At 38.7% G+C, this 18,759-nt stretch carries 14 protein-coding genes; 8 read left to right on the plus strand and 6 right to left on the minus strand.

The window, feature by feature from the left end; genetic code table 11:
• Positions 1-13: 13 nt before the first annotated feature.
• Positions 14-427: a YjfI family protein gene (locus AC0L3W_RS14750; RefSeq protein ID WP_290040161.1), complete on the minus strand. Its 414-nt coding sequence runs from the start codon at positions 425-427 to the stop codon at positions 14-16.
• Positions 428-723: 296 nt separating this feature from the next.
• Here AC0L3W_RS14750 and glnE point away from each other — a divergent pair, with 296 nt between their 5' ends.
• Positions 724-3,579: a bifunctional [glutamate--ammonia ligase]-adenylyl-L-tyrosine phosphorylase/[glutamate--ammonia-ligase] adenylyltransferase gene (gene glnE / locus AC0L3W_RS14755; protein WP_409440199.1), complete on the plus strand. Its 2,856-nt coding sequence runs from the start codon at positions 724-726 to the stop codon at positions 3,577-3,579.
• A 66-nt stretch (positions 3,580-3,645) separates the two neighbouring features.
• On the opposite strand, the gene lpxL is transcribed toward glnE, so the two are convergent.
• Complete coding sequence (gene lpxL / locus AC0L3W_RS14760; RefSeq protein ID WP_290040163.1) at positions 3,646-4,569, minus strand: LpxL/LpxP family Kdo(2)-lipid IV(A) lauroyl/palmitoleoyl acyltransferase; 924 nt, start codon at positions 4,567-4,569, stop codon at positions 3,646-3,648.
• 126 nt (positions 4,570-4,695) lie between these two features.
• Here lpxL and AC0L3W_RS14765 point away from each other — a divergent pair, with 126 nt between their 5' ends.
• Complete coding sequence (locus tag AC0L3W_RS14765) at positions 4,696-6,969, plus strand: diguanylate cyclase domain-containing protein (protein WP_409440198.1); 2,274 nt, start codon at positions 4,696-4,698, stop codon at positions 6,967-6,969.
• On the opposite strand, the gene AC0L3W_RS14770 is transcribed toward AC0L3W_RS14765, so the two are convergent.
• The 4 genes from AC0L3W_RS14770 to AC0L3W_RS14785 form a co-directional block, all read right to left on the minus strand.
• Entirely contained in the window at positions 6,958-8,403 is a 1,446-nt protein-coding gene (locus AC0L3W_RS14770) for an AMP-binding protein (protein WP_409440197.1), read from the minus strand. The two genes, AC0L3W_RS14765 and AC0L3W_RS14770, sit on opposite strands and share 12 nt — an antisense overlap.
• The gene (menC, locus tag AC0L3W_RS14775) at positions 8,397-9,413 is read right to left on the minus strand and encodes an o-succinylbenzoate synthase (protein ID WP_409440196.1); all 1,017 of its coding nucleotides are present in this window, start codon (positions 9,411-9,413) and stop codon (positions 8,397-8,399) included. The genes AC0L3W_RS14770 and menC overlap by 7 nt, the downstream gene beginning before the upstream one ends.
• A 63-nt stretch (positions 9,414-9,476) precedes the next feature.
• Positions 9,477-10,880 carry a replicative DNA helicase gene (gene dnaB / locus AC0L3W_RS14780; RefSeq protein WP_290040169.1) on the minus strand — a complete coding sequence of 468 codons (1,404 nt, stop codon included), beginning with the start codon at positions 10,878-10,880 and terminating at the stop codon, positions 9,477-9,479.
• A gap of 26 nt (positions 10,881-10,906) precedes the next feature.
• A complete protein-coding gene (locus AC0L3W_RS14785) occupies positions 10,907-11,263 on the minus strand; it encodes a diacylglycerol kinase (RefSeq protein WP_409440195.1) in 357 nt (118 codons plus the stop codon).
• A gap of 188 nt (positions 11,264-11,451) precedes the next feature.
• Between AC0L3W_RS14785 and plsB the strand changes: the two genes are divergently transcribed.
• The 6 genes from plsB to recQ all read left to right on the plus strand — a co-directional run bounded on the left by plsB (position 11,452) and on the right by recQ (position 18,720).
• On the plus strand, positions 11,452-13,785 hold the full coding sequence (plsB, locus tag AC0L3W_RS14790; protein ID WP_409440194.1) for a glycerol-3-phosphate 1-O-acyltransferase PlsB: 2,334 nt from the start codon (positions 11,452-11,454) through the stop codon (positions 13,783-13,785).
• 8 nt (positions 13,786-13,793) lie between these two features.
• Positions 13,794-14,189, plus strand: a complete 396-nt coding sequence (locus tag AC0L3W_RS14795; RefSeq protein WP_290040174.1) for a rhodanese-like domain-containing protein — start codon at positions 13,794-13,796, stop codon at positions 14,187-14,189.
• Entirely contained in the window at positions 14,182-14,817 is a 636-nt protein-coding gene (locus tag AC0L3W_RS14800) for a YigZ family protein (protein WP_290040175.1), read from the plus strand. The genes AC0L3W_RS14795 and AC0L3W_RS14800 overlap by 8 nt, the downstream gene beginning before the upstream one ends.
• A gap of 3 nt (positions 14,818-14,820) precedes the next feature.
• Positions 14,821-16,278 (plus strand): TrkH family potassium uptake protein, encoded by a 1,458-nt coding sequence (locus AC0L3W_RS14805; RefSeq protein ID WP_409440193.1) that lies wholly within the window; start codon positions 14,821-14,823, stop codon positions 16,276-16,278.
• Positions 16,279-16,818 (plus strand): menaquinone-dependent protoporphyrinogen IX dehydrogenase, encoded by a 540-nt coding sequence (gene hemG, locus AC0L3W_RS14810; protein ID WP_409440192.1) that lies wholly within the window; start codon positions 16,279-16,281, stop codon positions 16,816-16,818.
• Positions 16,819-16,917: 99 nt separating this feature from the next.
• Positions 16,918-18,720: a DNA helicase RecQ gene (recQ, locus tag AC0L3W_RS14815; protein ID WP_409440191.1), complete on the plus strand. Its 1,803-nt coding sequence runs from the start codon at positions 16,918-16,920 to the stop codon at positions 18,718-18,720.
• Positions 18,721-18,759: the final 39 nt, after the last annotated feature.

An 18,759-nucleotide genomic window follows, 5' to 3' on the forward strand; every position in this document is an offset into this window, starting at 1 on the left:
TATTCACTCCAAATTATTTTAAGTAACTATCCATTTCACTAATTACTTCAAGGCTATTATCGCTTAAAGTGACTAGTTCAAGCTCAATATCTTCAAGGCTTGAGTTAATAGATAGCGCGCCAAAAACAACATATTTGTTTTCGACTTTAGCAAAAGCTGATAATGGCATTGGAATGTTCATCTCTAACATTGCTTCCATCATATTCGCTTTCAGTTCAGTTTTAATCTCATCTTCACCCCACAAGTAGGCGATGCATAAAATTTGGTTATCACTAATAGAAACAAAAATAGGGATCTCTTCGCGACCAATGATTTCTACCTGTAGCACATCTATTTCGCCATTGATTGGTGTACAGTCAAAATTAAAGCCCGTTTCGGTATCGTCTGCTAACTTATTTAAATGGGTAGCAATAGTATGAATATTCATCGTGTTCCTTAACCATGTTTGACATTAAATGTCTTGTGACTATTAATTTAGTAGTCTTGTCATTATATGTCAATGGATTTATGTTTTTATTTATGCAAGTTGATCGTTCAACCTGCTGCGATAATGAACAAAGTCTTAATTGTGCATAATGATTATTAATAAGTCCGCTCTGTGACCAATATTATAATAATGCGGTGTTTAAATTAGTTTTCAATGATTAAATGTTGAAAACTACTGATCGGTTTCACAACAACTGTTAAGTTAATGAATGGTTTAACCTTTCTTTTAGGTACTTTATGTCTTTATTAATAGAAATCGCAGATAAACATTTTCTACAACTCAGTGAACGTTTGGACTTATCTTTTCTAAATGAACAACAGAAGCAGCAAGTATATGATTTATGTGCCTTGAGTGACTTTGTTGCTGAGTCATTAATAAAGCAGCCTAACTTGCTTGAAATACTTTTTGCCAGTGAGTTACTGCAGAGTGAAGATAGAAATACGTTAATACAAAGTGAGTTGCAAGCACAATTAGAGACAGTGCAAACCGAGCTTGAATTACATCAAACTTTACGATTATTTAGACGCAAGCATATGGTGGTGATTGCATGGCGAGAACTGTTAAACATAAGTTCGCTTCAAGAAAGCTTAGCGCAGACCTCCTTCCTTGCTGATCAACTGATACAACAAAGTACAGATTGGTTATATGAACGTCAGTGCAAAGAGCAAGGCACTCCAATTGGTGAATCTGGTGAACAGCAACGCTTATATATTTTTGCGATGGGTAAATTAGGTGGTCAAGAACTTAACTTTTCTTCTGATATTGACCTCATATTTGCTTATCCTGAAAAAGGTCATACTCAAGGTGGACGTAGACAGGTTGAAAACTCAGTTTTCTTCACAAAATTAGGTCAGCGTTTAATTGCTGCACTTCATCAAATCACTGTCGATGGTTTTGTCTATCGAGTGGATATGCGTTTACGTCCCTTTGGTGAATCCGGCCCCCTGGTGTCTAGCTTTAATTCTTTAGAAGACTATTACCAAACTCATGGTCGAGAGTGGGAACGTTATGCCATGGTAAAAGCGCGAGTATTGGGTAAAGAGGGACCTGATAAAGTTGCCTTAATAGCGATGTTGCGGCCTTTTGTATTTAGGCGTTATATTGACTTCAGTGCAATAGATTCTTTACGAAAAATGAAAGCAATGATCAGTGCTGAAGTGCGAAGAAAGGGCTTAAAAGATAACATTAAATTAGGAATGGGTGGGATTCGTGAAATTGAATTTGTGGTACAGGCTTTTCAATTAATTCATGGCGGTCGCAATATCGAATTACAGTGTAAAGGCTTAGAGCAAGCTTTGCAGGTGATTGCTGACTTAGAGATATTGCCACAACAACGAGTTGATTGTTTGCTAGCATCTTATCGATTCCTACGCACGGTGGAAAATGTTCTCCAACAAATAGGTGATCAACAAACTCAAACACTGCCAGATAATGAGTTAGATCGATTACGTTTAGTCACAGTATTAAAATTTGCAGATTGGCAAGGTTTTTATGCACACTTAACGCGAGTCATGGAGAAGGTAAATAATGAGTTTAATTGGGTGGTGGGTGAGTCTGAAGAGCAACACCATGAAGCAGAGCAAGCCTTTGTTGAAATTTGGGAGTTAGCACTTGCTAGCGAAGAGATGGAGCCTCTCTTATCTGACAGTGTTACCTGTGAGCAGGTCACAACAATACAAATAACCCATTTCGCTAAGATGATTGTTTCGCTTAAGCAAGATATGAGTCGTCGTCCAATCGGGCCAAGAGGACAAGAGACGATTGATAAGTTATTGCCGAGAATCATTGCTTTGATATGTGAGTATCCTCAACCAGATCAATTGTTTGATCGTATCCATCACCTACTCATCAAGATCATGCGTCGAACCGCTTATTTAGAATTATTAAATGAGAATGAAGGTGCATTAAAGCAATTATTGAAGCTATGTTCGGAGAGTTATCGTGTCTCTGAACAATTGGCTCGTCATCCTATTTTGTTAGATGAGCTATTAGACCCTGCAAAGCTTTACCATCCTACAGGTTTAGATAACTATCGTAGTGAGTTACAGCAGTTTATGTTACGTATTCCCGAAGAGGATATGGAGCAACAGATGGAAGCATTACGTCAGTTTAAACAGATGCAATTTTTGCATATTGCCACTGCGGATATTGCCAAAGGTATTAAATTACCGCAGGTTAGTGATCATCTGACTGCCTTGAGCGAAGCAATTTTGGACTATGTGGTACAGATAGCGTGGACGCAGATTACTGATAAATTTGGTTTTCCTAGTAATGTTGTAGGGACTGACCGTAAAGGCTTTGCTGTCATTGCTTACGGAAAAATGGGTGGGTTTGAGTTAGGTTATGGTTCCGATCTTGATGTGGTGTTTTTACATGATACGCATATTGCTGGTGAGACCAGTGGCAGTCGTCCTATTGATAATCGTTTATTCTACTTTCGTTTAGCACAACGCATTATCCACTTGTTTAGCTCGCGAACTAACTCTGGAATATTGTATGAAATTGATATGCGGTTACGCCCCTCCGGTAATGCAGGGCCATTAGTAGCCGGATTAGGTGGTTTCAAACGCTATCTAGTAGAAGAAGCATGGACATGGGAGCATCAAGCCTTAGTTCGCACTCGTCCAGTTTTTATTGATCAAGATATGCTAGAAGAGTTTAAGGCTATTCGTTGCCAAGTATTAAGTCAGGAACGAGATAAAGATAAATTGAGTAACGATGTTGTTGCGATGCGCAATAAAATGCGTACTCATTTAAATAGAGCAACTGCAGGGCAGTTTGACTTGAAACAATCGCCAGGAGGCATGGTTGATATTGAGTTTATTGCGCAATATCTCGTATTAGCATATGCACATCAACATCCAGAGTTGCTCACACAATGGTCGGATAACTTACGTATTTTTAATGCCTGCCGAGAGGCTGGATTATTAACTGAAAAGCAAACGACACAATTGAGTAATGCCTATTGTCATATTCGAGATACAGCACACCGTTTAACGTTAGGTAAAGAAGCTCGTATCACAGTGGTGGATCAATTTGCTGAAGAAAGAGAATGGGTAGTGGCAATTTGGAAACAGCTTTTTAATCAGTAATAAGAAAGTTTTGAAAATTCTGAGTAAAGCTAACTATTGTCGTTAGCTTTACTCATTATAGAAAGACTATTTATAAAACGAGGCTTCGCCTTCAGGGCGGGTTTTAAAACGACGATGTAACCACATATATTGGTCGTCACACTCCTTCACCATTTTTTCAATCTCTTGATTGGTACGAGTCGTATCAGCAATAACATCATTACTTGGGAAATCCACAAGCGGAGGATTAAAGATAAGCTCATAGCCTTCAGTGCCAGGTAAACGTTTTAAAAATAAAGGAATTACTACGCTGTTTTTAACGCGAGCTAAGGTACTGGTGCCAGAAACCGTATTCGCTTTCTCCACATTAAAAAACGGTGCGAAGACACTGCTTTTATGTCTGCCGTAGTCATGGTCTGGTGCATACCATAATGATTGGCCAGTTTTTAATACACGTAGCATCGCTTTGAAGTCTTTACGATCTAACATCGCTTTATGTTCACGACTACGACCTCGGTAAAACCAATAATCTAAAACTTGATTGCTGTTTTTTCTATAAACTGGATAGCACGGGTGTATTAATCCCAATGCTCGCGCTCCCATTTCTAAGGTTAAGAAATGGGCCCCTAAAAAGATAATACCTTGGTCTTGTCGCATTGCGTGTTCAAGGTTATCTAAACCTCGTACACTTAATAGACCACGCACACGCCAAGTAGGCCAAAACCATGCCATGCCCATTTCAAACAAAGCAATACCAGTATTCTCAAAATTGGTTTTAACCTTGGCGTCAACCTCCTCTTCACTTAATTCTGGAAAGCATAGTTCAAGATTACGACGAGCGGTATGGAAACGTTGCTTCGCAAAGGGAATTGAAATACGGCCTACCAATCTACCGAGTTTAAGTAGAGTGGAATAAGGAAGCAATGAGGATAAAAATAAAGCACAAATGCCTAACCAAGATAGCCAATATCGAGGGTGAATAAAACTCAGTTTTAGTGTATATGCTTCCATAAATTGCTCTCTATTTTCAGGAGGATTTATTCTACCGATTATTACTTCAAATGACTATTTTGTAGCTGAATATTTTAAGTGAGTTAGTATATACTCTATTTTATTTTTGATTATTTTAGGTCTAAAATGTTGAGAGCAAAGCGTTTTTACTTTTTTGATTTTATCTTTTTTAGCATAATGATGGCGTTAATTATTGCCATTTTTATTGTGATGTCAGACGATGAAAGCCAAAGACAGCAACGTAAATTAGTAGAAAGAACTGTATATAACAGTTTTATGTCGACACTTGCTCAAACCAAATCCAACGCAACATTACTGTTTGAATTGCAATATGGAAATCAGGCTATTGCAATGCTTTTAGATCAAGCGAATCAAGCAAAAGAGTCGCCCGAAAAATTACAAGAAGTAACCGAACAGCTATATCAGAGCCTGCAACCTCAGTTTAAAATCAGCCGTAAAAAATTTCCTTTCCAGCAAATATATCTGACTAACAGTCAATTGTTACTTCATTTGGATCAACAAGGGGCTTCTGATGTTCAGCTTGCTAATAATAAAATTGGTTTGGAAAAAGTCATTAAAAAACATAAACCTTTTTCTGGATTGTCCTTAAAGAATGGGCGTTATGTATATCGATATTTCTTCCCTGTTTTCAATGCTTCTAATGAATTTATTGCGGTTGTTGAGTTATCCCTTCCCTTGGCAAAAATACAAAACTCTTTAGCTGATGGGAGCGAGGTTACGTCTCAATATATGTGGGCAAAAAGACCTTTATTAGCGGTAACACGAAAAAATAATATTTATCGGAACACGCCTCTATCGAAGAGTTTTTTAATTAGCCTTAATCGAGGCAATGAAGATACAGATAAAGCGACCTTATCCGATGAAGACTTAACAGAATTAAAAAGTAAATTAACTGCTGAGCAGAGTGCAAAGTTATTACAGCTCAAACGTTTCTCTTTTAATACGAAGATTAATGGGCGTGATGGCGTGGTTATGTTTATGCCTATTAGCAATATATATGGTTACCACGTTGGGGGGCTAGTGACCTTTATGCCGACGATGAAACTCTATATCTCTAGTGCAGAATTTAATGTTATTACATTTATTTTAGCCTTGTTGTTAGTTGTTATCTTTTTATATGCACTGAAAAAATCAGCCCACTTATATCAAATAAAAGTGTCATTTCAGCGATTTTTAGATGCCATGCCATTTCCTATTTATCTTAAAAACAATAACAATCAATATTGTGGTGCCAATAAAGCTTTTTGTGAATTTTTTGCACTAAGTAAAAGGAAACTATTTAATCGAGATGCTAGTTATGATCATGATTTTGAAGCTTTTAAGGTCCCAATGTCTGATGTCGAAGAAGCTGGTGGGTATCTTGAAGTTGAATCTGAACAAGTTAAAGGTGATGAAGATTTAACTTATAAAATGTACTGTTTTTCAATGGCTGAACAGGGGATGCCTAAGCAAGGTTTTGTTGGCTATATTAATGATGTCAGTAATTATAAGTCTCTTAATAAAAAGCTAAAATCCTCTTTATTTGATCAATCCCAGTTTATGGATATTCTGCCGTTTGGCGTGAGGATATTTAATTTAGAAGGGCATGTAACTTACGTTAATAAAGCATTGAGGATGATTAATGGCGGGGTTACTAATGAATTCTTAAGCAGTGATTGTGAAGCGGTATTTAGTTGTATGGAGTGTCATACGAGTGTTTGTGCGCTACATAAAAGTCGTATATTAAAGGCTCCACAACGTATCGAAACTATCAAACATAATGATCAAGGCGAAGCATTTACTTATGAAGTCAGTTACCACCCTTATTATACAGTAGATAAAAAGATTCAAGGTGTTGTGGAGTTAACTAACGATATCACCATTAACAAGTCACTATTAGATAAGAATCATGAATTAGTACTAAGTGATGAGTTGACCGGAGTATTAAATTACCGTGGTTTAATCAATGCTGGCGAGAACTATTTCCGTCTTGCAGCACGAGCGAAGAAACCCTTTTTTGTATTGTATCTAAATATTATAGGGCTTAATAAAATAAGCGCAGAGCATGGTACTGCTGCAAGTGAAAAGTTAATTACGTGTTTTGCTGAACTATTAAAAGATACATTCCGTGAAACAGATATTATTGCGCGCATCGGTAATGACGAGTTTGTTGTTTTAATGAATGATAGTGAATACGAGGTGATTGACTCAGGGAAGTTTGCACGTTTAGATGAGGCAATTAAAAGATTTAATGTAGAGGCTGATTTAGCCTATCGTTTAGTATGTGACACTGGCATTGTTGAATATAAATCAGCGATTCATGATGACTTATCTGCCTTGATTAAAGAAGCTGAGCAAGTGGTTTATGAGCAAGGCATTAGGCGTGGTTTAGGCAATTAATCCTCGTTTTAATAAACTGTCTTTAAAGTGTTGTTGAGTAACTTTCAGCGTGTTCGCACCTTTTAGTGTTGGCCAAGGTAGATAATGTAGTGGAAGTTTGAAACTTGTTAGCTGTTGGCTAAGGTAGTGCTCTAATTGCTTACAATATTGCCTAAAGTAAGTTGAGTCTATCTCAGTAAATGCAACAAAAAGGGCAAGGCGTTGCCCATATTGTGGATCTTGAATTGGGTAGATATAGGCGTTTTCTACATTATTATGTTGTAAGCAAAGTATTTCTATCTCTTCGGGCTGTATATTTTCTCCACCACTAATAAATTGCCTGTCTTTTCTTCCCGAAATAATTAATTGATTACCTTGTAATTGCCCACAATCACCGCAACTTAACCATTTTTGTGGGGGGATTGTGAGCAATTTATTTTCCTCAAAATAGCCAATAAAGCGTGTTTTTCCACGCAAGAATATCTCATTGTTTTCTATTTTTACCTGTCGATAGGGCAGTATTGTCAATTGGTTATTCTTATTTGACGTCGCTACTTGAGAAGCCATTTCAGTACAGCCATAACTGAGGTGATAAGTAAATGAGCGTATTGCTAATGCGCTTAATAATGTCTCTGAGAAAGCACTGCCACCCAATAAGAGGTGTTTAATCTTGGTCTTTTGTGGAGAAAACCTAGCGTCTTTTAATAAGCGTATTAATTGAGTAGACACTAAGGAAAGGTGAGTTATCTTTCTGTCATATATGAGGTCATAACTGAGTGGTTGATGGCTTAACTCAAGGGTAGCGCCTGCGATAATAGTTCGTATTACTGTAGCGTAACCACTAACATGAAAAAGTGGTAGCGATAGTAAATTATGATCTTTGTTTTGCAGTGGGATTAAGCTTTGTGAGCCTAATGCACTGAAAAAGTGATTCTGGTAATGGTGCACAATCGCTTTTGGAAAACCACTACTGCCTGAGGTGAAAATAATATTGCAGGGCTGAAGGGAATCAATACTTAACGCCGTTGATTGCTTGCTAGGTAAAGGGGAAAAAGCGAAATTGATAGTTATTGTTTTTAATCCCTCGTGGCAAGAATCATCTTCTACCCAGCAATAAGGGCTGTTTAGTACTGTTAATCTCTGTTGTATTTCTGTATCAGTAAAGCGGGGGTTTAAAGGGCAGAATAACCAGCCTGTGCGTAAGCATAATAGTTGTAACAATAGTAATTGCAGACCGTTACTTGCAATGCAAATGAGTCTATTAGCTTCAGATTTATCTGTTTTTGTTTGGTATGAAACTAATGTTGTTTGTTGCTCTAGTTGTTCAGCCAGTAGGGTCAATTGATTATCTAGTTGTTGGTAAGTTAACGGTTGTTGATCATCTTGTATTGCTATTTGCTGCCCTTGATTGATCGCATGATAACGAACTGGACATTGATCGATTAAAGTTACCATAAGCGTTTCGCCTTTTTTAAGTAAGCCTCAAGTTGAGCCCTTGTACTTATTATTCGATGCTGAATGTCTTCAGTAAACGCTTGTTGTGTGTCTAAGCCTAACGCAATATTAAGCTGTGTTTGTTGTTGCCAGTGTTGTGCTAAAGCTCGCAGTTGGTTAAGGGCAATAGGGGACTCAAAGCATGCACTGATAGTCACTTGCAGATTATATTGCTGTGCATGAATCAGTAGATCATTGATACGATCAGGATCGCCAATTAAAGTTGGCTTAAGTACCAATGCTTTAATGCTACTATCAATAGGTAAGGTTACGGCAGTTAAGAGACTCTCATCTAACCCTAAACGACTCTCATATCGTTGGGCGACTCTTATATTATCTGCCATTGACTGAGTTGGCTCTTCTATATAATCAATATGTTGCGCGTTAATATTTTTTAGAAAAAAAACATAGGTTTGTTTATCCCATTGCTGATTTGCATCCAATCTAAAACGTATCTTAGGGTTCACTTTGATTAACGCTTTGATCAGTTGAACCTCTTTTTGCACTGTTAGCCTACCGACTTTTAATTTAGCTACATTGGGATTATTCAATACTTTATATCGCTGGATAATGTCAGCAGGCTTACCTTGGAATAGGGCAATACTTTGTTGATCAAGGCTGGGAAGAGTTTGCCATGGAATTTGTTGTAATAAACAGTGTATTGCAAATTGCACACTAGGCAGTGTTTGTAGGGTCTCTATTTGCTGTTTGGTGATTGTTGAGTTGTGCAATAGTGCTAATAAGTAGTCTTCACAATCCTCCAATGTTTCATGACTAAAGCCAGGTAAAGGCGCAATTTCACCGATTGAATAATCACCAGCGGCTGTTTGTTTCACTAACCATAAACCCTGTCGTTGTGTGAGTTGGTGGCCGTTAAAGTTGATTGGCTTTTGCAGAGGCAATGAAAAGCGATACAAGCTTAAGCACTTATTTGTGTTTTTAAATAATGTCTTAAGCTTGTTGGTATACATTGTGAACCCCTTGATCTTTTTAACAGTTATACACTGCTTAAGATTAGGAGATCTTGATAAGGATCACTCTTCGCCGTGGTAGGCAGTCCCTGTGTAATCATCAAAACGAGAGTAACGTCCTTGGAAGGTTAAGCGAACCTTACCGATTGGACCGTTACGCTGTTTACCTATAATGATCTCTGCAATGCCCTTATGTTCACTGTCTTCGTGATAAACCTCATCACGGTAAATAAACATGATTAAATCGGCATCCTGCTCAATTGCGCCTGATTCTCGTAAATCTGAGTTAATCGGGCGTTTATCTGCACGTTGCTCTAGACCACGGTTTAGCTGAGATAGTGCGATAACCGGACAGCGCAGTTCTTTGGCTAATGCTTTCAAAGAGCGAGATATCTCAGAGATCTCTAAAGTACGGTTTTCACTTAATGAAGGAACGCGCATTAATTGCAGGTAATCGACCATGATCATACTGACACCGCCATGGTCACGAGCAATACGTCGTGCTCGTGAGCGCAGCTCGGTAGGGGTTAAGCCTGAACTATCATCAATAAACATTTTACCTCTATCCAATAAGATAGACATAGTTGAAGACAGTGATGCCCAGTCGTTCTCATCAAGTTGACCAGTACGGATTTTACCTTGGTCGATACGACCCAATGATGCCAACATACGGTTCATGATCTGATCCGCAGGCATCTCTAATGAGAAGATAATCGTTGGTTTGTCGGCATTGAGGGCCGCATGCTCTGCTAAGTTCATAGCAAAGGTTGTTTTACCCATAGATGGACGGGCAGCAACTATGATTAAGTCACCGGGTTGGAAACCTGTAGTCATTTGGTCTAAATCGTTATAACCCGATGATAAACCAGTAATACCATCGCGTGGGTTTTTGCATAAATCATCAATTTTAGCGACCGTCTCTTTCAAGATGTCTTTGATCGCCTGTGGACCTTCATTTTTATTATTACGCGCTTCTGCTATTTGGAATACTTTGGTTTCAGCAAAGTCTAATAATTCTGAGCTATCGCGACCTTCTGTATCATAACCGGCTTCGGCAATATCATTAGCTACTCCGATTAACTCTCGGACAATGGCACGTTCACGTACAATATCCGCATAATTATTAATATTCGCGGCACTAGGTGTATTCTGTAATAGCTCAGCTAAGTAGGCGATGCCACCTATCCCTTCTAAGTCCTGTGTGTTTTCAAGTTTTTCAGACAGTGTCACGATATCAACAGGGATATCATCACTACTAAGTTTCTCAATGGTTGAAAATATTAGGCGATGAGCACGAGTATAAAAATCACGATCAACCACTCGCTCAGAAACATCAGACCAAGTATCGTTATCTAATAATAAGCCACCGATAACCGCTTGCTCAGCCTCAAAAGAGTGAGGAACCGTTTTGATCGGTGAGTTCATGGTGTTATTTTTTTGTTTGGTAAAAGCTGGCTTGTCCGCCATATTAAAATCCTAACGAGTGAAGTTGATTAAAAAAACAGAATTTCTATCCAGATGTATGCGGTTAAGATCACGCTGACCAACACTGCTGCTGAACCCATGTCTTTAGCTCTGCCTGCTAGTTCATGGAACTCACTACCAATTCTATCCACTACTGCTTCAATAGCAGAATTGACCATTTCAAACATTAACATGAGTATGATTGGCAGTATGAGTAAAATACGTTCTACTTGAGTTACATCTATAAAAAACGCAGTTGGAATTAATATGCAAGTTAGCCATATCTCTTGTCGAAAAGCTGCTTCATGTTTATATGCACTTTTTAAACCGTTAGTAGAATAACCCAGTGCTAAACAGATGCGCTTTAATCCAGTGTTTTTTTGCATTGATAAATGAGCTCATTGGCATAAATTCAAGAAAGGTACTTTAACAAATAGACGGCCTTTGGTCATCATTTAGCTGTGTATTGCTGTGATTGATTTGTCAAAATAGCAGAACTGTTTTATCTATTTATACGCATCATTTGGGTATGTTAAACTACAATGCTTAAAGACAAAGGATACAAGGATAGTATGTGTTAGCAACAGGGACTTTGGGGTCACGGATAACGAATCGGTTTTGGGTTAAAAATACAGTGGTACCACGCGATCCATTGTCAACCTTTGCAATCGACTCTGACCGGCCAATTATTTATGTGTTAGCGCAAAATTGCCCTAGTGATTTGCTTGCGTTACAAAAGGGCTGTCAACAAGCTGCTTTGCCTGACCCTTTTCAATCAATTAATATTGCTGGAGAAAAATTTTCTTCGATGATATTTTTGCATGAGCAGTATTGGTTTAAAAAAGCAGAGTTAAAGCAACAGCAAGCAACGCATATTAATCAGTACCAGCGGTTATCCAACTTACTCCATCAACATCGTGAATTAGATGTGCAATTAATCCCTGTGACTTTTTTCTGGGGAAGAAATCCTGGAAGTCAGGTCGCACAACATAGTTCACCTCATTTTAGTGATCTGAATCGTTTACAAAAAGCCTCCCGAGTTCTGCGCTTTGGCCGAGAACTGTTGATACAATTTAATTCTCCTATTTCTGCTCACGTTTTATTAAAAAAAAATGCAGAACTCAAGGTTGAAAAATACGTTCATAGGTTAGCAAAAGTCGGGTTACATTCTTTTAATAGATTGCAGCGTTGCGGTATTGGCCTTGCTATTCCTGCTCGACAAAAAATTATTAAACAGCTGCTTGAAAGTGAACAATTGCAGCAAGAAATTAATCAATATTGTGCAGAAACAGGCTTGTCAGAAACACAGGTGACAGAGCAATGTCAGTCTTATTTACAAGAAATAAGCAGCCAATTTTCATATCGATTTATACGTTTTTTTCGCACTATTTTAGGTCGAGTTTGGAACGGGATTTATCAAGGTATTGAGGTGAACAACGCCCAAACAGTGAGAGATGCGACGCAAAGTGGTGCTGAAATAGTGTATATGCCTTGTCACCGTAGCCACATGGATTACCTGTTACTTTCTTATCTATTATATGAAGAAGGTCTAATGCCTCCGCATATCGCAGCCGGAGTGAATCTTAACTTTTTTCCTGCTGGTGGTATTTTTAGGCGTTCTGGTGCATTTTTTATACGTCGTAGCTTTAAGGGGGACCCTTTGTATAGCAAGGTATTTAAAGCTTATTTTTCTATGTTATTTAAGCAAGGTTATCCTATAGAGTTTTTCACTGAAGGTGGGCGTAGTCGGACAGGGCGGTTATTACCTCCGAAAATTGGCCTATTGACCATGAGTGTCGATACTTTTTTAGCACAAACTAATCGCAATGTTGTATTAGTGCCGATATATATAGGATATGACCATATCATGGAAGTGAGTACTTACATGAAAGAGTTGTCAGGCAAGCAGAAAAAGCAAGAAAACCTATGGCAAGTATTGGGGATAATAAAAAAATTAGGTAATTTTGGTCGTGCTTTTGTGAATTTTGGAGAGCCGATTAGTTTGAAGAACTATTTTGATCAACAAACACCTCAATGGCGAGAAAATAGGTTAGCGAAAGAAGATATAATTGAGCATGTGAACCACATTGCAGGCCAAGTGATGCAAGGTATTAACCAAGCAACTGCTGTTAATGCTTTACCCTTATGTGCAGCAATTTTGTTAGCCAGTACACATCATCAGTTAAGTAAACAGCGTTTACTTAACTTGATAGCATTGCATCAGCAGTTGTTTGGGTTATCGTTAAAAAATACGTTAATGACGTATCCAACACAAGCGCCTGAAATCGTTTATCAACAGGCATTGGCGATCAATAAATTTTCTGAGCTTGATAACGTAATCAGTGCAAATAGTCGTCAAAGTGCACAATTAACCTATTACCGTAATACCATAGTGCATTTGTTTGCTTTGCCTGCTTTACTTAGTTTTTGTTTAATACAATTAAATAAGCACTCTCAATATACAAAGGGAATAAAGCGCATACAAAGAACCTCGCTTGAACAAATGATGAAGCTGCTGTTACCCTTTGTTGAAGCTGAATATTTTTTAGTACCTTCAGTACAACGCATAGCGGAACGGGTTAGATTGTTATTATTTGAACTACAAACTGTGAATATAGTGAGGGTGGATGGCGACTTTATTGAAATAAGTCACCTATCATTCATAAAAGTGCTGAGCGCTCACTTAAATGAGACGCGATTGCGCTATCATTGTGTGTTATCACAATTAATCTTAGATTTTCAACAGAGTGATGAAGATTTGATTACCGCGAGTAAAAGAGTATTAACCACAAAAAGTATTGAACCATTTGATCAAAAAGTGATTGAGGTGTTTATTAAACAGCTTGATAGACAACGTTTTACAATCGACGCTGCACAGCAGTTGTTAGATTGTTTATCCGACCAATAGGGAAAAGTATGTTATTAGATGGAAAAGCATTGGTGGCGTCGTTACGTGCGGAAGTTAATGAAGTCGACTGTGTAACAGTGTATGAGCATTTACAAAATAATACACCGTTACTGTTTATTGATATCAGAGAGCCTAATGAAACTGCAGCGGGATATCCAGTTGGCAGTGAGTTAATACCGCGTGGTGTACTAGAGATGCAGTTAACTGGCTTACCTGCTTACCAGCACTTAATTGAAGGTTTAGCATCGGCGGCGCAGCTTCCTATCTATTTATTATGTCGTTCTGGAGCTCGAAGTGTATTAGCCGCTGCTTCATTGCAGAATATGGGGTATGAAAATGTATATTCTGTTGCTGGTGGAGTTATTGAATGGCAACGACAAGGGTTATTGATTCAAAGTGAATAAGCCGTATTTAATTCTAAAAGAAGCGGTTTTCTTTCAAGAAGAGATTAAAAAAAGCCGCTTTCTGACGTTTTTACAGCCAGCTAAAGGCAAAGCAGCGGCCATGCAGTTTCTTGCGGATATTAAAGCGGAACATAAAGATGCTCGTCATCACTGTTGGGCTTTTATTGGTGGTAGCCCTAAAGACAGTGTAAACATGGGGTGTAGTGATGATGGTGAGCCAAAAGGTACTGCGGGAAAACCGATGTTAGCTGTTCTACAAGGTAGTCATGTTGGAGAGATGGTTGCGGTTGTTGTTAGGTACTCTGGCGGCATTAAGTTGGGGACAGGAGGGTTAGTTCGTGCTTATAGTAACGGTTTGCAACAGTTATGCCCAACTATGCCAACAATGGAAAAGCGTTTTTTTGAGCAATTTCAGTTACAATGCAACTATGCGCAAATGGCAACGTTAGAACATATACTGTCAGCGCATTCAGGACGTCTTATTGAAGTCGATTATCAACAGACTGTTCAAGCATTGATAGAAGTTGATAGGGAACAGGTCAGTTTGTTTAAACAAAAATTACAATCATTGATGCAGGGACAAGTCATTGCAAAAAAAATTAATCGTTCTGTTAATGAATTGGGTTAACTAATGGCTATCCGTTCAATTATCAGAATCGTAGCCATGCTAATAGGGTTATTTAGTTTAACCATGCTACCTCCGGTTTTTATTGCTTATATCTATCAAGATGGTGGTGGTAATGACTTTTTAGCGGCATTTTTTGTGACGTTACTAATTGGCTTTGCATTCTGGTTACCGAATCGACGTTATAAAAGTGAATTAAAAGCCCGTGAAGGCTTTTTAATTGTGGTGTTGTTTTGGGCAACCCTAGGCAGTGTCGGTGCGATTCCTTTCCTGATGAGCTCCAGTGTGGATATGAATTTGGCCACTGCCTTTTTTGAATCTTTCTCTGGGCTTACTACCACTGGCGCAACCACTATTGCGGAACTCAATGATTTACCTAAGTCGATTCTTTTCTACCGACAAATGCTGCAATGGTTTGGTGGCATGGGGATTATTGTATTAGCCGTTGCTGTTTTACCGATGTTAGGTATAGGTGGTATGCAGCTATATCGTGCAGAGACCCCAGGGCCAGTTAAAGACTCTAAAATGACACCGCGTATTGCAGAAACCGCAAAGGCACTTTGGTACGTTTATTTATGTTTAACCGTAGCTTGTATGTTGGCTTTTTGGCTTGCTGGCATGACGCTGTTTGATGCATTAGGACATAGCTTTTCTACTGTGTCGATTGGTGGGTTTTCTACTTATGACGCTAGTATGGGGCACTTTGATAGCGATGTGATCAATATGATCACTGTGGTGTTCTTACTTATTTCCGGTATTAACTATGCGTTACATTTTACCGCTTTTTCTGCGAAGGAATTTAGCTTAAAAGTATATCGAAAAGACCCTGAAGTACGTGCCTTTATTTTTATTCAATTGTTCCTTACTGGGATCTGTTTCTGGGTATTAATGGGTAATGATATTTATAGCACCATTGAAACTACTTTCTCACACGCGTTATTTCAAGCCGTCTCTATTTCAACGACAGCAGGTTTCACAACGACCTCCTTTTCAGACTGGCCATTGTTTTTACCGGTATTATTGATCTTTTCTAGTTTTATCGGGGGATGTGCAGGTTCAACGGGCGGTGGATTAAAAGTGATCCGCGTATTGTTATTAAACCTACAAGGGCAGCGTGAGCTAAAACGTCTTGTGCATCCTAAAGCTGTTTATAAAATTAAGTTAGGCAATAAAGCCTTGCCCGACCGTGTTGTAGAGGCAGTATGGGGCTTTTTCTCAACCTATGCGTTGGTGTTTATTATTTGTATGTTAGCCTTGTTAATGACTGGTATGGATGAGTTAAGTGCTTTCTCCTCAGTTGCAGCCATGTTAAATAACTTAGGCCCTGGTTTAGGTGATGTGGCGTTACACTTTAATGATGTGAGTGATGCGTCTAAGTGGATTATGATGATTGCCATGCTGTTCGGTCGATTAGAGGTATTTACCTTGTTGGTTCTCTTTACCCCTGTTTTTTGGAAAAATTAAATGATGTCTACAACACAAGTACCTGCAAACACCTTAATTCTCTACTCTTCAGTAGATGGGCAAACATTAAAAATCATCAATCGTATTAAACAATCTATTGAAGGTGAAGTAACCGTTATTAACGTTGATGATAAGCTGGAAATTGATTTTACTCTATATAACAAAGTGTTAGTGGGCGCATCTATTCGCTACGGTAATTTTAGAAAGAATATGATTAACTTTGTAAATCAGCATAAGCAACAGTTAGAGGCGTTGCAGAATGCCTTTTTTGTGGTGTGTTTAACTGCGCGTAAACCTGAAAAAGCGGTACCTGAAAACAACGCTTATATGAAAAAATTTGAACAGTTATCAGCGTGGCAGCCTCAACACAAAGCGGTGTTCGCCGGTGCTTTATTGTATTCTCGTTATAATTGGTGGCAGACATTATTGATTCAACTGATCATGAAAATGACCGGTGGAAGCACTGACAAAACACAGGATATGGAGTTAACGGATTGGCAAAAAGTAGAACAGTTTGGTGAGCACTTTAATCGTCTGTAAAGAGGAAATTTAAGCTGAAATATTTATGCCACTGATTTACAATGTTCGCCCTTTTACCCGCTTCGATGATCAATAGGTTGCTATATTTTGAGTCAGAATATGACTAGTCCCGCACAGAATGTCTTGTTAGATGTCTTCGGCTACAGCCAATTTAGAGATGGTCAAGAAACGGTTATCAATGAATTGATAGCAGGGCGTGACGCGTTAGTCGTGATGCCAACGGGCGGCGGTAAAAGTTTATGTTTTCAAATCCCAGCATTAGTGCGAGAAGGGATATGCATTGTTATCTCGCCATTAATCTCTTTAATGAAAGATCAAGTTGATACCTTACAAGCTTGTGGTGTCGCTGCCGCCTATTTAAACTCAACGCTTTCTTATCAAGAACAAAATGAGATTATCAACGCCTTATATCAAGGTCGTTTAAAGTTATTGTATGTTGCCCCTGAGCGTTTATTACGCCAAGACTTTATTGCGCGATTACAACATCTACCGATTAACTTATTTGCGGTGGACGAAGCACATTGTATCTCCTCTTGGGGCCACGATTTTAGACCTGAATATGCACAATTAGGTCATCTTAAAGAATATTTTCCTAATATCCCTTTAGTGGCTTTAACGGCGACCGCTGACCATGCAACACAGCAGGATATTTTACAGCGTTTACAATTGCAGGATCCATTAATTGAAATCCGTAGTTTTGATCGCCCTAACATCGAATACTTGTTGATTGAAAAATATCGTCCATTAACGCAACTGTTTAATTATTTAGATCAGCATAAAGATGAAAGCGGTATTATTTATTGTACTAGCCGTAAACGTACAGAAGAGATTGCGGGTAAACTGGCGGCAAAAGGGCTTAACTCTCGTTGCTATCATGCAGGGCTACCTCTAGAAGAGCGGCAGCATGTACAAGACCTATTCATTAAAGATGAAGTAGAGATTGTAGTGGCAACCGTGGCTTTTGGTATGGGTATCGATAAGCCTAATGTGCGTTTTGTTGTGCATTACGAGATCCCGAAAAATATTGAATCTTATTATCAAGAAACTGGGCGTGCTGGGCGAGATGGCCTACCTGCACAAGCTATGTTGTTTTATGATCCTGCCGATCCTGCACGTATTCGTAGTTTATTAGAAAAGAATCCTAATCAAGAGCAGTTACGCATTGAATTACATAAACTCAATACAATGGTGGCCTTTGCAGAAGCACAAACTTGCCGTCGTCGAGTCGTATTAAACTATTTTGGTGAGTATAGCCCTAAAGCCTGTGGTAACTGTGATATCTGTTTAGATCCACCGCAAAGCTATGATGCGACTGTGGATGCGCAAAAGATTTTATCTTGTGTTTATCGCACTGGGCAGCATTTTGGTATCACACATGTGGTTGAGGTCTTGCGTGGTGCACAAACAGCACGTGTTAAGAGCCTAGGGCATGATCAGTTATCGACTTTTGGTATTGGTAAAGATAAGACTACGGAGCATTGGTTTAGTATAGCTAGACAGCTGATTCATTGTGGTTTATTGATGCAGAACTTAACACGGGGGTCTGCTTTGCAATTGACAGAAGCCGCTCGTACCGTATTAAAATCTGAACAAGCTTTAATGTTAGCGGTACCGCGATTACAACTAGTAAAAACCACTGCGAAGCAAAAACGCCGTAGTATTTCTGCGAATGCAGATAGTAAGCTCTTTGCTAAGTTACGTCATTTACGGAAGCAGATAGCGGACCAAGAAAATCTGCCTCCATATGTTATTTTCAGTGATGTATCACTCTCAGAAATGAGCGAAATGATGCCAACCAATGACTCACAATTCCTGTCAATCACTGGCGTAGGTCATATTAAACTAGATAAATATGGCGAAGAATTCTTATCTGAAATTAAGCAGTATGTGGATACTCTATAACATTTCTTTATTTAAGAGCTGTGTCGTTGATGCCAAGAC

It is taken from the genome of Psychromonas sp. KJ10-5 (assembly GCF_055808325.1).